The sequence below is a fragment of the Neobacillus canaveralius genome, from assembly GCF_047237705.1.
GTDB lineage: Bacteria > Bacillota > Bacilli > Bacillales > Cytobacillaceae > Neobacillus > Neobacillus niacini_K.
Genome location: NZ_JBDFLL010000001.1, coordinates 5301171 through 5316758 on the forward strand (window position 1 = coordinate 5301171; position 15588 = coordinate 5316758).

Annotated in this window: 12 protein-coding genes and 2 pseudogenes; 4 read left to right on the plus strand and 10 right to left on the minus strand. The window is 38.6% G+C overall.

The features are described 5' to 3' along the window. Positions 1 to 89: 89 nt before the first annotated feature. Both ABC255_RS26010 and ABC255_RS26015 read right to left on the minus strand, forming a co-directional pair. Positions 90 to 455 carry an ArsR/SmtB family transcription factor gene (locus ABC255_RS26010; RefSeq protein ID WP_412998000.1) on the minus strand — a complete coding sequence of 122 codons (366 nt, stop codon included), beginning with the start codon at positions 453 to 455 and terminating at the stop codon, positions 90 to 92. Continuing rightward, positions 456 to 875 (minus strand): SRPBCC family protein, encoded by a 420-nt coding sequence (locus ABC255_RS26015; RefSeq protein WP_412998002.1) that lies wholly within the window; start codon positions 873 to 875, stop codon positions 456 to 458. A 344-nt stretch (positions 876 to 1219) separates the two neighbouring features. Here ABC255_RS26015 and ABC255_RS26020 point away from each other — a divergent pair. Continuing rightward, a pseudogene (locus ABC255_RS26020) lies at positions 1220 to 2664 on the plus strand (RNA-guided endonuclease InsQ/TnpB family protein). Positions 2665 to 2805: 141 nt separating this feature from the next. On the opposite strand, the gene ABC255_RS26025 reads toward ABC255_RS26020, so the two are convergent. Continuing rightward, complete coding sequence (locus ABC255_RS26025; protein WP_412998003.1) at positions 2806 to 3786, minus strand: bile acid:sodium symporter family protein; 981 nt, start codon at positions 3784 to 3786, stop codon at positions 2806 to 2808. 189 nt (positions 3787 to 3975) lie between these two features. On the opposite strand from ABC255_RS26025, the gene ABC255_RS26030 reads away from it, so the two are divergent. Beyond that, a complete protein-coding gene (locus tag ABC255_RS26030; protein ID WP_412998005.1) occupies positions 3976 to 4359 on the plus strand; it encodes a YuzC family spore coat inner layer protein in 384 nt (127 codons plus the stop codon). A 270-nt stretch (positions 4360 to 4629) separates the two neighbouring features. Here ABC255_RS26030 and ABC255_RS26035 read toward each other — a convergent pair whose 3' ends face one another. Then, complete coding sequence (locus ABC255_RS26035) at positions 4630 to 6834, minus strand: sensor domain-containing protein (protein ID WP_412998007.1); 2205 nt, start codon at positions 6832 to 6834, stop codon at positions 4630 to 4632. Between the two features lie 187 nt (positions 6835 to 7021). Here ABC255_RS26035 and ABC255_RS26040 point away from each other — a divergent pair. Beyond that, positions 7022 to 8377 (plus strand): annotated as a pseudogene (locus tag ABC255_RS26040) (MATE family efflux transporter). Positions 8378 to 8438: 61 nt separating this feature from the next. Here the strand turns inward: ABC255_RS26040 and ABC255_RS26045 are convergent. From ABC255_RS26045 to ABC255_RS26065, 5 genes are all read right to left on the minus strand, one after another. Then, on the minus strand, positions 8439 to 10109 hold the full coding sequence (locus ABC255_RS26045; RefSeq protein ID WP_412998008.1) for a glycoside hydrolase family 13 protein: 1671 nt from the start codon (positions 10107 to 10109) through the stop codon (positions 8439 to 8441). Positions 10110 to 10132: 23 nt separating this feature from the next. Beyond that, positions 10133 to 11101: a sugar phosphate isomerase/epimerase family protein gene (locus tag ABC255_RS26050; protein ID WP_412998010.1), complete on the minus strand. Its 969-nt coding sequence runs from the start codon at positions 11099 to 11101 to the stop codon at positions 10133 to 10135. A 69-nt stretch (positions 11102 to 11170) separates the two neighbouring features. Next, positions 11171 to 12202 carry a Gfo/Idh/MocA family protein gene (locus ABC255_RS26055; protein ID WP_412998011.1) on the minus strand — a complete coding sequence of 344 codons (1032 nt, stop codon included), beginning with the start codon at positions 12200 to 12202 and terminating at the stop codon, positions 11171 to 11173. Between the two features lie 2 nt (positions 12203 to 12204). Then, entirely contained in the window at positions 12205 to 12927 is a 723-nt protein-coding gene (locus ABC255_RS26060; RefSeq protein ID WP_412998013.1) for a ThuA domain-containing protein, read from the minus strand. A gap of 109 nt (positions 12928 to 13036) precedes the next feature. Next, complete coding sequence (locus tag ABC255_RS26065) at positions 13037 to 13795, minus strand: sugar phosphate isomerase/epimerase family protein (protein ID WP_412998014.1); 759 nt, start codon at positions 13793 to 13795, stop codon at positions 13037 to 13039. A gap of 128 nt (positions 13796 to 13923) precedes the next feature. On the opposite strand from ABC255_RS26065, the gene ABC255_RS26070 reads away from it, so the two are divergent. Further along, positions 13924 to 14700, plus strand: a complete 777-nt coding sequence (locus ABC255_RS26070) for a helix-turn-helix domain-containing protein (protein WP_412998016.1) — start codon at positions 13924 to 13926, stop codon at positions 14698 to 14700. Positions 14701 to 14745: 45 nt separating this feature from the next. Here the strand turns inward: ABC255_RS26070 and ABC255_RS26075 are convergent, their stop codons facing one another. Continuing rightward, entirely contained in the window at positions 14746 to 15573 is an 828-nt protein-coding gene (locus ABC255_RS26075) for a glycerophosphodiester phosphodiesterase (RefSeq protein WP_412998018.1), read from the minus strand. Positions 15574 to 15588 lie beyond the last annotated feature (15 nt).

Consider the following 15588-nt stretch of genomic DNA (forward strand, 5'->3'; position numbering starts at 1 on the left):
CATATATCCTTATACGATGTCAATAAAATAGCGGCACTCTTTTTAATGTCATCCACCCCAGCCTTGTCAGAACACAAAAGACCGACAATTTACTTATGTCGGTCTTCGCGTTCTATGAGCCCAATTGAATGATCGCTTGGGTTTTCAACTATATGTTTAAGGATAGACAGCTTGTTCTCCCAAAACTTTTCGTAGAAGGATAGCCATTGCTTTAGCTCTGTCAGCGGCTCTGGGTGGAGCCGGTAAATTTTTTCTCTCCCTACCTTTTGTCCACTCACTAGTTCAGCTTCCGAAAGAACTTGAAGATGTTTAGCAATCGCTGTCCTGCTCATTGGAAAATGGGCCGTTATTTCTGAGATGGGGCGCTCCTTTTCTGCGAGCAATCGCAGTACTTCTCTTCGAGTTGGGTCTGCAATCGCTTGAAATACATCATGCTTTTGTGCTGAGGATGACACTTAGTCCTCCAAAAGCTTGCGCAGTTTTTGAACGATACCTTCCCATCCCTGAGCCATATGATTTCTAATATCAGAAGCTTTTTGGTTAGCCTTGCCAATGATTGCGTCTGATTGCGGCCAGCCGCCATGAATAAGGGTGAACTCTGTTTTATCCCCCAAATCTTTTAAACTAAACGATAAAAACCAGCCTTCCGTATCCCACTTGAACGAAAGAGAATGAGGCGGATTAAATTCAGTCACTTTACATGGAGATGGACCGAATGGGGATTGTAAATGAAACTCTGCTCCCACTTCCGGTTTGAAGTCATTCGGCATAAACCATGCAGAAATAGCCTCTGCAGACGATACCTGTTCCCAGACCTTTTGGATTGGTGCGTTAATGACAACTGTTTGTTTAATATCTTGTAATGTATTCTCCAATTATTTCTCCTGCCTTCACATTTTAATATAAAACCTTTTGGTTTCACTTCTTGAATTATATAAAACCTTTTGGTTTCATGTCAACGAAAATTTTCTCGTTTACTTTTCCCATTACAACCCTTTGCCATACAAAATGACACTTCTATAAGGAAGTGCCAAAATTTTAAATTCAATCATTTCTATCAAGAGTACCAATTCTTCAAAAACGGAAAGTTTTAAGGAGGGGGTGAATTGGTACTTTTTATAATATTTAAATAACTTAAAAATTAAGGTGATACTACGAGACATTTGATGTAGTTTTTGGTAAAATATAACTACAAACACATGTTCTAGAGGTGAAAAATATGATAATGGAAAAGCACTATAAAACTTATCAAATTCGGATAAAAAATGGGCATCGTATGCATTCCTATTTTAAAACTTCATGCGCGCTTGCGAAGAATATGTACAACACGACAAATTTCTACTACAGACAAGTTTATACAGCTTTAACTCAAATCAAAGAACTTCAACCACTTCAAAAAGAAGTGTTATCAACCATTCAAGATAATATTGGCAAAATGAATGATGTCCAATTACTTGCTTTCAAAAGAAAAGGGAAATAGAAAAGTTGAAATCGGCTGAAACAAGAAAAGATGTAAAGTGCAATCTGTTTAAGACCCCTACGAAAGGAAATCCATATGTAGATTACAACTTTTTAGATGCTCTTTTTAAGGTGATCGTTCAAAATGATTACCGGTCACTCCCTGTTCAATCAAGCCAAGGCGTGATGAAAACAGTGTTTCAAAATTGGAAATCGTTTTTTGAAAGTTTAAAAGAGTATAAGATAAATCCGACTAAGTTCAAAGGAAAACCAAGAATTCCTGGATACAGCCGGTCTCAAGAAAAAGAAGTGATATTTACCAACCAAGATTGTGTTGTTAAAAACAATAAGTATTTGAAATTCCCAAAGACAAAGGAACAACTAAACATTGGTAATCTAGGCGTTATGAATGGAAAACTAAAGCAGGTTCGAGTGATTCCTAAATATGGTCAATATGTAGTGGAATTAGTTGTGGATGTCCCTAAATCAAAAGAAGAAATGATGGTAAACGAAAGATATATGTCGATTGATATTGGAATTGATAACCTTGCAACCATTGTTACCAACACTGGTCGAAGACCTATTTTGGTAAAGGGCAAAAACGTTAAATCCATTAATCAATACTACAACAAAATGAAAGCTCATTATCTTGGCATTTTACATCAGGGTAAGAAAAGTAAGGAAGGACCTTTTACTTCCAATAGATTGGAGAAATTACATCAAAATAGAAGTTTAAAACTTAAAGACATATTCCATAAAGCTAGTTACCATATTGTCAAAACTGCGATAGAAGAAAAAGTTTCTGTTATCATCATTGGACAAAATAAGGATTGGAAGCAAGAAGTGAACATTGGCAAGAAAAACAACCAATCGTTTGTTCATATTCCTCACAGTACTCTTATTAGCATGATCACATATAAAGCTAGGGAATGTGGAATTAGAGTCATGGTGACAGAAGAATCCTACACATCAAAAGCGAGTTTCCTTGATGGAGATCACGTTCCTGTTTACGAAAATGGAAAGAAGCACTCCTTTTCTGGAAAACGAAAGAAACGAGGATTATATCGAACCAAAGAAGGCACTCTTCTTAATGCAGATGTAAATGGAGCTTCGAACATAATGAAAAAGGGAATTTTGCGATTGCTTGAAAAGGAAATCACATTAAATTCCGTTCAGCTGTTACATCCACAAACATTGACCGTTTAATAAAAAAAGAAGTCCCAAAGGAAAGACCAATGGGATAGAGGGGTTGGACGTAAAAAGATCGCCGATGTGTCAACTCCGCTAGTGTTAATCGTTCCGTTTTTTTGGGTTCGATACATTAGAACCCCCCTCCTCAAAGCTTGCTTAGGTGGGGGAGTGTTCATGACTTTGTTCTAGATATATCGTTTTCTTGTCATAATAACGGGCTAAAAAATGGCCGGTTAAGGAAGCAAGGACTTGCTGGAATAGCATTCCAACAACTACCGGTACAGCAACTGCCGGGGAGAAATAGGTAACAGCAATAACAGCCCCGGCGCTTATATTTCTCATTCCACCTGAAAAAGTCAAAGAAACGACTGTTTCTCGATCACTTCTGATTAGTTTACCGATTAGAAACGAAAATAGGTAACCGGTTAATGCAATAAAAAAAACCACTAGGATGATACTAACTAGTTTTAGATTAATATTTTTTAAATAAGGTGCAATGACTGCCCCATTTAGCATGACTACAAAGCCAAGGCTGATTTTTGAAAAAGGTGCCAAGTTTGCACTTAACTTTTTCGTCACATTCCTTTTTAGAAGCTGATTTAGCATCATTCCAAGAATCGAAGGCAGTACAATCATTCCAACTAATCCTTGCATGATACTCATAAAGTCCATTTCAATTTTCTCCCCTATTAAGAAAGACAAACAATACGGAACAATCAATGGGGATAGAATAGTATCGATAAGAATAATGGATAAGGTCAATGGGAGATTTCCTTTATAAATTGAAACCCACATAAAGCTGGTTATCCCAGTAGGAATAGCCATGCTTAACACAATGCCTGTAATCGTAAAAACATCCTCTTGAAACGTTATATGACCGACACCCCAGGCCCATATTGGCATCAGGATATGCAGTAACACCATCGTAGCAAGTATTGGAAGCGGATGTTTGACTGCATCTGATAGAGATTTGAAATTCGAGTTCAAACTTCCTGCAAATGTCATAAACGCAAAAATCCAAGGAATCAAATAGGAAAAATCTTTTATATAAACAGAAAGTAAAACTCCCAATACTACACTTGTGGGAGTAATTAAGGGCATAATTTTTTCTAGTTGTTTATTTAGCTTTATCAGCATAGTTGTTTCTCCTAAGGCAGCTTCGACATTTTATTTTATATAAGAATATCACACTTTTATTATTTCGGTCATCGAAAATAGTTTCCACATTTCCTAGAAGACGCTTATCCATGTCTTTCCATGTAACCAAAATAGTCTAATACTCATATCGTATAATGCCTTGTGTGACTTGAATATGGAAGGAGCACTATGATGTATTATTACCACTATCCTTACCCGCCGCACCCCGCTTACCCTGGTTACCATTACCACTACCCAATAACCAGGCAATATCCACCGGTGGATGTAAATGTTTTCACGAAGTCCATTAAGTCCTATCGGTTATTAATTGGCCAGGGCAGTATCTTGCTAAACCGGTTAGACGATAAAGATTTTGACGTTAAGTTAATGGCAGCTGCTCAGCTGGGGAATAAAGCCGAAGTGGATAGGTTAATGAAAACGATTGGTCTAAAAGTACCTGTGGAGACAAAATATACGCCAACCGGTGTGACCTTTGAACTTACAACACAACCAGATCCAAGCAGCCAAATGAGTTGCTGTACCTTATCCATACATTTAAAATGGGGAAATTAAAAGACCTTCAGATTGAAGGTCTCAGATTGTCGAGAAAGGTATTTTCTCGGCATTTTTATATTTCCAGCACTTCTGCAATGACCCAAATCTCTTTTCATGCCGGGCTTGGGTCACTCCAGCACCGCTGCATCGACTCAAATCTCTTTTCAAGATAAGTTCCGGTCACTCCAGCACTTCTGCATTGAAAAATAATGGCTGTCGAAACTTTCTCGACAGCCTGAGACCTTCAGATTGAAGGACTCTTTTAAAACATATAGCTTTTTCCTACATTCATGATGGTGTATGACCCTTATCCTCAATTAGAAGTTTATCCAATTTCTCTGCAGACAATGGTTTACTATAGTAATAGCCTTGTCCGATCTGACAAGCATTCCGTGTTAAAAACTTAACTTGTTCTTCCGTTTCGATTCCTTCTGCGATGACAATGAATTTTAAATTTACACCCATATCAATAATCGTTTTCACCATCATTCCTTGATTAGAATGAGAGATAATATCATCAACAAAAGATTTATCAATTTTTATTTTATCAATGGGAAGATGTTTTAAATAACTTAATGAGGAGTAGCCCGTTCCAAAATCGTCTACCGATAACAGAACGCCCAGGCTCTTTAATTGATTTAGAATGATGGTGGAGTTCTCTAGATTTTGCATAAGACTCTCAGTGATTTCGAGTTCTAAATAATTTGCCTCTAGTCCAACTTCCTTGAGCATGTCCGAAATGAAGTGAATGATATGTTCATCCTGAAATTGCCTTACTGAAACGTTTACAGCAATAGGAAAATCATTGAACCCTGCATCCTTCCAAGCTTTTCTCTGTTCACATGCCACTCGTAATATCCATTTGCCCAGCGGAACAATAAGTCCTGTTTCTTCCGCTAAGGGTATAAATTCAGACGGTGCAATATAGCCATATTCAGGATGGTTCCATCGGATTAATGCCTCTACCCCGACAATCTTACCTGTAACTAAGTCAAACTGGGGTTGATAGTGGAGTGTCATTTGATTTTGCTCCATTGCTCTTCTTAACCAATTCTCCAATTTCATTTTCCAAGTAGAGATTCCATCAAGATTATTTGAGTAAAATTGATAGTTATTTTTTCCACGATCTTTTGCCTGGTACATAGCTGTATCTGCATTTTTAATCAGGGTTTCTTCATCGTTTCCATCTGTTGGATAAATACTGATTCCGATACTTGGCGTGACATAAAACTCTTCATTATTAACTTCAAATGGAAGTGAAAATTCATTGAGTATTCGTTTAGCTACTTGCGAAGCATTTTCTTTATCAACATCTTCTAGGACGATAATAAATTCATCCCCGCCCTGGCGAGAAACTAGTCCTTCATTTTGAACGGCTTTCTCTAATCTGCCTGCTACTTTTTGAAGAATACTATCGCCAACCGAATGACCTTTTGTATCATTAATGATTTTAAAGCGGTCTAGATCTAAGAATAAAACGGCGTGCATTTTATTCTGTTGTTGTTGTAAAACTTCATTTAGATGGTTTCTAAACTGATTGCGATTTGGCAAACCAGTTAAACTATCATAATAGGCCATGAATTTTATCGTTTGCTCCGATTTCTTCCTTTGAGTTATATCTCTGCCTACTACCTGAATGGCAAATCGGCCTTCGTAAAGAATCGACCTAGCCGCCATCTCCACATCAATACTTTCACCATCAATTCGCCTTACTTGAAATTCAAAATTATATCTTTCATTTTCCACCTTATCAGTAGAGAATACTTTATTTTTAATTAAATCCGTGATTTGCGAAGCGACAAAATTCTTTGCTGATTGACCAATCAATTGCTCCTGACTTTCAGCACCTATTAATTTGCAGCCCGCTTCATTTATATATTCAATTTTCCCATCATAAATGACGGCAATAATATCAGGTGACATCTCTACTAAACTTTGATAGAGACCTTCACTTTCTTTCCGGTCTGTAATATCGAATAATACACTACTAAAATCAACAAACTCTCCTTTTGAATCAAAGGTGGGTATCCCGCTATCCTGAATCCAGCGTACTTCACCATCGGGGCGGACAATTCGATATTGGCTAGTCACATTTTCACCAATCGCTAATTTCCTGGACCTTTCTTCTAAAACATGCAAATCTTCGGGATAAATAACATCCTTCCAAAGGTATGTATTTTCATAGAAGTTTTCCAACTTGTAGCCATAAAGCTTTTCAATCCCAGGAGTAATTAATAGCGTGTCGCTTTTTAAATCATGTGACCATATTGCCACATCTAGAGTATCGAAAATATTTTTCATTTTTTGCTGACTATTTTGAAGTTCCTTTGCCTTTTGATCAAATTCTTTTGTAAGAAGAAACAGGGTGAAGATCGCTACCAGATATATACCTATGGTTACGTAGCCTGTTATTTTTATAGAATGAAAAAAATTAGGTAATAAAATATCAGCAGCCTCCAAAGAGACCAATAAACAAAAAATGAGGATTAACAAAAACCTATATAGTTTCCCTTTTATTAGCATGGTTGTCTCCCATTTTAATATTGTTATAGTTTTAAAATAGCAAATCCAAGGCTTTATAACAATCTTATTATTTTTCCATTTTCCTATTTCTAATTGATCCATATAAGAGTAAAATTAAACATACTTTTTTAAATACAATAGGAATCAGGAGACTATCGTGGAGGAACAGAACAACAAATATCAAGAACAGACTTTATTCAGTATTACCTGGCCGCTCCTTATTGAGCTGGTTCTTCATTTAGGCATGGGGATTGTGGCTACGTTAATGTTAAGTCATTACTCCGATAAAGCCGTTGCTGGTGTTGGTATTGCCAACCAGCTGCTTAATATCTTCATTTTGGTTTTTAATGTTACATCTATTGGTGCAACGGTGTTAATTAGTCAAAACCTTGGTGCAGGAAAGCTTCAGCGTGCAAGGCAGTTATCGTATTCCGTATTCGGACTGAATTTCTGGTTTGGAATAACGATTGCCATTTTTGTGTTTTTCTTGGGAGAACACCTGCTCTGATTATATGATGTTCATGGAGCGGTTTTCGACTATGGACTTACCTTTGTCCGTATATGTGCTCTTTCACTTTTTTTCGAATCTTTATCACTTGCTTTAAGTGCGATTCTCCGCAGTCATGGATACACTAAGGAATCAATGATGGTTACCATTATTATGAATTTAATAAGTATTGGTGGAAACATCATTGCAACTACTGGAATATTCGGGCTTCCGATTACAGGTGTGACTGGTGTCTCTTGGGCGATTTTTGCGGCACGAGCTTATGCTGTCTGCGCTCTATTATATTTATTATATAGCAGACTTTCTTTGAAAATAGTGTTCAAGGACATTTTCAACGCACGAAAAAAAGATATTCGGGGATTGCTCGAGATCGGAATTCCCTCAGCTGGGGAAAATCTTTCCTACCAATTATCACAGGTGGTCATTACGAGCTTTGTTGTTGGGATGGGAACTGCCTCCTTAGCAGGGCGAGTGTATATATTAAACATTAGCATGCTATGCTTTTTATTCACAGTGGCGATTGCACAAGGTACTCAAATTTTAGTAGCACGATATATTGGAGGTAAACAATTTAATCGTGCCTTAAAACGTGGAATTCGCACATTGAAGATAGCTATGCTTGCTTCAACACTGACATCATTAGTCATCGCCATCGGCGGGGGCACCATATTGGATTTATTTACAAAGGATCCAGAAATAATTATGGTTGGATTACCTGTTTTATGGGCCATTGTCTTCGTTGAACCTGGAAGAGCCATGAATATCGTCTTAATGAACTCATTGAAGTCTGCGGGGGATGTTCGGTTTCCCGTGATTATCGGTATTATTTCAATGTGGGGTGTAGCAGTATCCTTAAGTTATTTATTGGGCGTTCATTATGGATTGGGGCTTTTAGGAATATGGCTTGCTCAAGGTGCTGATGAGTGGCTCCGGGGCTGCTTCGCTTTAAAGCGCTGGCTGTCAAAGCCTTGGGAGAGGTTTACTAAAACAGCAATAGAACAATAAATGCGTACAAAAAAACGTAAGGACTTGACTCCTTACGTTTTTCATATGTTAAATCCCTTTTTTATTTCAATAAATATACCCTAGTTTCATAAGGCTTAAGTGTGAATTCTTTTCGGAGCTTTTTATCGGCAACGTAATAATTCTGAAGCACTAGCGCCGATTTTGAATAAGACACACTCTTTGGAATTTGGCACCTTGTTGGCTTGTCACTAAAATTGTTAATGACGATTGCTTTTTTTCCGCCTAATTTACGGGTATAGACAAACAATTTAGGATGGTTCGCTAATAACAATTCATATGTTCCATAGACAAACAATGGATTTTCTTTTCGTAATTCGATCATCTTCTTATAGAAGGAAAGAATAGAATCTGGGTCATTTAACTGTGCTTCAACATTAATCTCTCGGTAATTTGAATTTACCCCCAACCAGGTTTGGTCCGCTGTTGTAAATCCGCCCTTGTTACTAGAATCCCATTGCATAGGTGTCCGCGCATTATCACGACATTGATTCCAAATAATTTTCATAATTTCATCATGTGGTCGGCCTTTTGCAGTTTCCACCTTATAAAAGTTAACCATCCCAACATCATTGTAATCTTCAATAGAAGGAAATTGGACATTGGTCATCCCTATCTCCTGACCCTGATAGATAAATGGAGTGCCTTTCATCAAGAAATACATGGCGCCAAGCATTTTAGCACTTTCTTTCCAATATTTCTTGTCATTTCCCCAGCTTGAAACACGGCGAGGCTGGTCGTGGTTTTCGATAAACAAGGCATTCCAGCCCTTACCTTCCAATCCTTTTTGCCATTTGGTTAGGTTCTTTTTCAACGCTGTAATGTCGATAAATCCCTCTGCATTTTTATCCCATAGGCCTAAAAATTCAAATTGAAAAATCATGTTAAAATAACCGTTTTCTTCACCAACCCATTTATCTGCATCATCTATTCCTACACCATTTGCTTCCCCAACAGTCATAATGTCATAGTTTTTAACCGTATTCTGAGAAAACTCCGTTAACCATTCATCGATTCCTGCGACGTTCATCATGTAAGGAAAACTAGGGACATAATCTAAATTATTTGGGTTTGGCAAATCAGGGAAACCAGGTTCTTTTCTAATATGAGAGATCGCATCAACACGAAAGCCATCAATTCCCTTATCCAGCCACCAATTCACCATATCATATAAAGCATTCCGGACCTCAGGGTTTTCCCAATTTAAATCAGGCTGCCTTTCAGAAAAAATATGCATGAAGTATTCATCAGTTGCCTTATCATATTTCCATGCAGACCCGCTGAAAATGGATTCCCAGTTATTCGGCTCCTTACCATCCTTGCCCTCACTCCAAATGTACCAATCCCGTTTTGGATTGTTTTTTGAAGAGCGGGACTCAATAAACCACGGATGCTCATCACTTGTGTGATTAATGACCAAGTCAAGAATTAACTTCATTCCGCGGCGATGAACTCCTTCGAGCAACTCATCAAAATCGGCCATTGTTCCGAATTCATCCATAATATCCTGATAATCGGATATATCGTAACCATTGTCATCATTAGGAGATTTGTACATTGGCGACAGCCAAATCACATCAATTCCTAATTCTTTCAGGTAATCCAATTTGGAGGTAACTCCTTTTAAATCACCAATCCCATCTCCATTGCTATCCATGAAACTTCTGGGATATACCTGATAAGCGACACTTTCTTTCCACCATTTTTTATTCATAGATGCAACCCTTTCCTTGATGTCTAAACCCACCACATTTGAGAAACAGGCTCTTCAATTAACACTGACTTCAAATTGGTTACGGCACGTTTGAATCCTTCTTCAATGGACATAATTGCGTCTTCATGCTCAATACTCACCACATAATCATATCCATATGTGCGAAGCGCACTCATCATGTCCGACCATTCTTTTAAACTATGTCCACAGCCAACTGATCGGAATGTCCAAGCACGAGTTCTTAATTCTCCATATGGCTGCATATCCGTTAATCCATACATATTCACATTTTCCTGATCAATGTATGTGTCTTTCGCATGGAAATGATGAATGGCATTTTCTTTTGCTAGTATTTTGATTGCGGCAACGGGGTCAATTCCCTGCCACCATAAATGGCTTGGGTCTAAGTTGGCACCAATTGCATCACAAGTTTGCTCACGAAGCTTTAACAGTGTGTAAGGTGTGTGGACTAAAAAGCCGCCATGAAGTTCCAGCCCAATTTTCACATTGTGCTCCTTCGCATACTGACCGACTTCTTTCCAGTATGGGATTAATTTTTCTTCCCATTGCCATTGTAAGACTGAGCCATATTCATTCGGCCACGGGGTGACCGGCCAGTTTGGATATTTGGCTCCCTCATGATCTCCTGCCGTACCAGAAAAACAGTTTACAACAGGTACGCCCAGAAGCGAAGCTAACTTAATCGTTTTTAATAGTGTTTCATGTGAGTTTTTAGCAAATGCAGCTTCAGGCGAAATCGGATTGCCATGGCAGCTAAACGCACTTATAATTAGATTCCGTTCCTCAACTTTTTGAATGAATTGATTGCGTGCCTCTTCACTCTCTAATAAACCGTCTAGGTCACAATGACTGTTCCCTGGATAACAGCCAGTACCGATTTCAACAGCATGAAGTCCAGCTTCTTTGACAGTATCGAGCATTTCCTCAAACGACTTTTCCGCAAATAATACAGTAAAAACACCTAGTTTCATAAATGATTCCCCTCACTCTCATCTATTCGATTATAATCTGCCCGATAATCAAGATCGGTAGTTTATTTATCATTCGCCTACTTTTACAATTTGTTTTGTTTCATTAGACTGAAGTGCTGCTAAAATTACTTCAAGTGATTTCATACCTTCTTCACCTGGTATTGGTGGTGCCTGGTCGTAAATAACAGATTCGACAAACTTCTCAATCACATGGGAATTATTTTGACCGCCCTCATCATTTGACTGTATTTTTCCAAGTTCATACTTCACTACTTCTCCGTTTACGTATTGAACCACTAATGAATTAGTTGGATCATCTTCTAAACGAAGAATAGCCTTCTCTCCATAAATAATGGTAGAATTATCTTCCTTACTAACATAAGCCCAGCTGGCAGCCAGTGTTCCGATAGCTCCACTTTCTGTTTTTAAGACACATACTGCGTTATCATCAACATCTGCGTAATCTTTCGCATTTGTTTCAACAAAAGACCCGACCTCAGTAATTTCCTCACCTAATACAAATCGTAAAAGGTCTGTCTTATGAACGCCTAAATCGCCCATTGCACCAACAAACGCTTTTTCCTTTTGAAAGAACCAGCTTTCTTTGCCATCTACACTCCAGCCTTCTGGTCCTCCATGACCAAATGCCGTGCGGAAACTATAGATTTTACCAATCTCCCCGCTCTCGATTAACTTGCGGGCCTTCTGATGGGAAGGTACAAACCGTTGATTATGACCAATCATTAACTTTTTGCCGTTTTCATTCGCTGCTGCTATCATCTCTTGTGCCTCTTGTTTTGAAGTAGCCATTGGTTTTTCACAAAGAACATGCAGACCCGCATTTAATGCTGCAATCGAAATCGGTGCATGAAGATAGTTAGGAGTACAAACACTGACTGCATCAACTGAACCGCTTGCTAACAACTCTTCATAGTTTGTATAGGCTTTTACACCATATTTTTCTGCTACAGCTTGTGCGCGCTCCTCATTGATATCACAAACAGCAACAATTTCTACATTGTTATTAGATTTATATTCAGGTAAATGGCGGTGCTGGGCAATACTCCCACAGCCGATTACACCTACTCTTAATTTTTCCATGTTTATTTCCCTCCAATTATTTCAAGTGGTTTAGCATTTCCATAGACTGGGCGTTCGCGCTTTACCGGCTCTGCCCATTTTACTGCATTACTAATGACAGTTTGAATGTCTTTGTTGTGGTAAGTAGGATATGTTTCATGACCTGGACGGAAGTAGAATACTTTCCCGTTCCCGCGTTTGTATGTACATCCGCTGCGAAACACTTCCCCTCCTTCAAACCAGCTTGTAAAAATCAGTTCATCTGGCTGTGGGATATCAAAATGCTCCCCATACATTTCTTCTTTTTCTAATTCAATATACTCTGAGATACCTTCTACAATAGGATGGCTTGGGCTAACGACCCAAAGTCTTTCCTTCTCGTCTGCTTCGCGCCATTTTAAATCACAGCTTGTTCCCATTAATGTCTTAAATATTTTGGAGAAATGCCCGGAGTGAAGAACAATCAGTCCCATGCCGTCAAGAACACGCTGCTGCACCTTTTGTACAATTTCATCTTTTACTTCACCATGTGCTAAATGGCCCCACCAAACTAATACATCTGTATTGGCAAGAACTTCATCCGTTAAGCCATGCTCTGGCTCGTCTAGAGTAGCGGTCTTTACTTGATGATCGTTTTCTTTTAAAAATTCTGCTATTGTACCATGAATTCCGTTAGGGTATATATCCCTTACTACCGGATTTTTTTGTTCATGACGGTTTTCATTCCATACTGTAACTTGAACCAATATAAGCAACTCCCTTTTCAGTTTACTTTATCTTCTATTTTAATCATTGAGATAAATAATGAAACGGCTTACATTGACACATAGGGTGTAAAATATTGAACTCAGTGACCTAATTATCCTTCAATGATTTTAAGTAATTCATGCTGATTTCAATGCTTTCAAATGGTGAACGGCGGCAAACATCCTGCTCAATTACCCACCACTCGACTCCGTTTTCCTTGCCTGTTTGCAGTACGGCTTCAATATCTACCCCGCCTGTTCCCAGCTCTGCAAAAAATTGCTCTTCGTCTGTTGTCATGTCTTTTAAATGAATAAGCGGTGTACGATTCCGGTGACGATTGATCCACTCAACCGGGTTTTCACCGGCCTTTGTCAACCAATACACATCCAGCTCTGCCTTTACATTAATAGAGTGTGTTTTATCGAAAATGGTTTCGAGTATCGTTTGGCCATTAGACAACCGCTCCAATTCAAAATCATGATTATGGTAGCAAAGGGTGATGCCTTCCTGACGGCATTTTTCACCAGCTTGATCTAAAAATGTTATAAGTGCTTTGTAATCCTCAATGCTGCGCCTATTTGGCATTAAGTACGGGCAGACCACATAGTTACTTCCTAATACTTTCTGATTTTCAATGACTTGATACAGATTGTTTTCCAATTCTTCCAGCGGCACGTGGCTGGCTGCTGCTCGCAGACCGAGCTCATCCAATAATACTCTTACTTCTTTTGCTGTTAATCCGCCATAACCGGCAAATTCAACACCATCAAATCCAAGCTCAGCTACTTTTTTTAACGTTCCGGCAAAATCTTGGGCACTTTCTTCTCGCAATGTGAACATTTGCACAGCTATTGGAATATTTTTCAATCTTATCCCCCATTTCTTTAAACCTTCCTTATTTGATTACATATTAAAGGGTGTTAAAGTAATTAAACATAGATGATATAATCAAAACATCTACTATTTTGCTATTTTATAAAAAAAGAGGATTGTTTATGACAACGAACATATTATTTTGCGGCTATTCTTATCACACAAATGGATATCACTCACAGCATAAGTCTGGATACCCCTCTTATCTTTTCCGCCTGCAAACAGAAGGCATATGTGAGGTAGTAGTGAAGGGGAGAAAAATGGAGCTCGAGAAAGGAGACCTGCTGCTCATAAAACCAGGGGATCACTATGAACTACTAGTAAATGCTGGCCAAAAAAGCGGCGACTATCACTTAGTATGTGAAGGTGCATGGGTGAACGAATGGTGGAACCGTTCCGAGAAGCCTGATGTCTCCAGAATCGATTTGGATGATAAGCTGCTGGTTCTATGGCGCCATATCATGATTGAAAAACGCCGTCCAACCTCCAGCCAAAACGAAGAGCTCACAAGCTATTTGCTGCGAGCTCTCTGCTTAACTTTAGAACGGGCCATTAATGAAACAGTGCCTTCTTTCAACGTTCCCTATACTGTGACAAGGATGCTGCGATACATAGAAGAACATGCTACAACCGCATTGAAAGTCGAGGATGTGGCTAAGCATGCTGGTCTTAGTATCTCTCGGTCCGTTCATCTTTTTAAAAGCAGCGTTGGAAAAACGATGATTGAATATGCCCTTGAAATCCGTTTATCCGCTGCAATTGAACGAATGAAATACACATCCTTGACACTTGAGCAAATTGCCGAGGATTGTGGATTCGGAAGCTATCCTTATTTTCATAGAGTATTTCATAAGAGGTATGGCGTTGCTCCAGGGGTATACAGACGTCAGGAATACTAGACAAAAGAGGGATGAAAGATTTCCCTCTTTTGTCGATAGTTTGTCCTATTTTCTTGGATCTACAAAATCAGGATAATCGGTAATAATTCCGTCCACGTTCATATCTAATAGAAATTGAGCTGCTTCATGGCTGCGAACCGTCCATGATTGAATTTTCATTCCAAGTGCGTGCACTTGATCAACCAATTCTTTTGATACGATTCCATAGCTTGGGTTAAAGTAATCAGCATAAGTTGCAAATTCTTGCAAAGCTTGTTCTGTTGTGTGGACTCTATTGGATGTAAGGACACCAATAGGCACCTTTGGAAGCAAGCTGTTTGCTATTTTCATAGATTCAAAATTAAACGATTGAATAATAATCTTTTCATTTTGCGGTTTATCAAGGTTGCGATCTTTTAATTCCTGTGCGACCTGTGCCTCAATTCCAGGATAAAGCTCAGGTGATTTTAATTCTATTAAAATACCCGTTTTCCCATGATAGCGGTCAAGAATTTCATCAAATGTAGGAATTTTCTCACCTGTAAATTGTTCGCCATTCCAGCTGCCTGCATCAAGACTTCTAATCTGTTCAAAGGTCAAGTCTTTCACATACCCCGTACCATCGGTTGTTCTGTCAACCGTATTATCATGAATGATAACCAATTCTCCGTCCTTACTTCTTTGGACATCGATTTCAATATAATCTGCTTTCATTTCGACGCCTTTATCAAAAGCGGCAATCGTATTTTCCGGTGCATACCCTGTTGCACCACGGTGAGCTACATTATCCACTTTTCGTAACTCCCCAGTTGTTTCTGCTGCAAAGGCCTGTTGAAAAGGACTAAACAATAAACTAAAGGTCAGGCCAGCTCCAATTACAAATGCTTTTTTCATTTTTCCCATCTCCCT

What these genes read in the sequence shown, in the direction of transcription:
- ABC255_RS26025 (WP_412998003.1), bottom strand. Translation starts at nt 3,786, where the DNA reads ATGCTGATAAAGCTAAATAAACAACTAGAAAAAATTATGCCCTTAATT.
- ABC255_RS26030 (WP_412998005.1), top strand. Translation starts at nt 3,976, where the DNA reads ATGATGTATTATTACCACTATCCTTACCCGCCGCACCCCGCTTACCCT.
- ABC255_RS26045 (WP_412998008.1), bottom strand. Translation starts at nt 10,109, where the DNA reads ATGAATAAAAAATGGTGGAAAGAAAGTGTCGCTTATCAGGTATATCCC.
- ABC255_RS26050 (WP_412998010.1), bottom strand. Translation starts at nt 11,101, where the DNA reads ATGAAACTAGGTGTTTTTACTGTATTATTTGCGGAAAAGTCGTTTGAG.
- ABC255_RS26055 (WP_412998011.1), bottom strand. Translation starts at nt 12,202, where the DNA reads ATGGAAAAATTAAGAGTAGGTGTAATCGGCTGTGGGAGTATTGCCCAG.
- ABC255_RS26070 (WP_412998016.1), top strand. Translation starts at nt 13,924, where the DNA reads ATGACAACGAACATATTATTTTGCGGCTATTCTTATCACACAAATGGA.
- ABC255_RS26075 (WP_412998018.1), bottom strand. Translation starts at nt 15,573, where the DNA reads ATGAAAAAAGCATTTGTAATTGGAGCTGGCCTGACCTTTAGTTTATTG.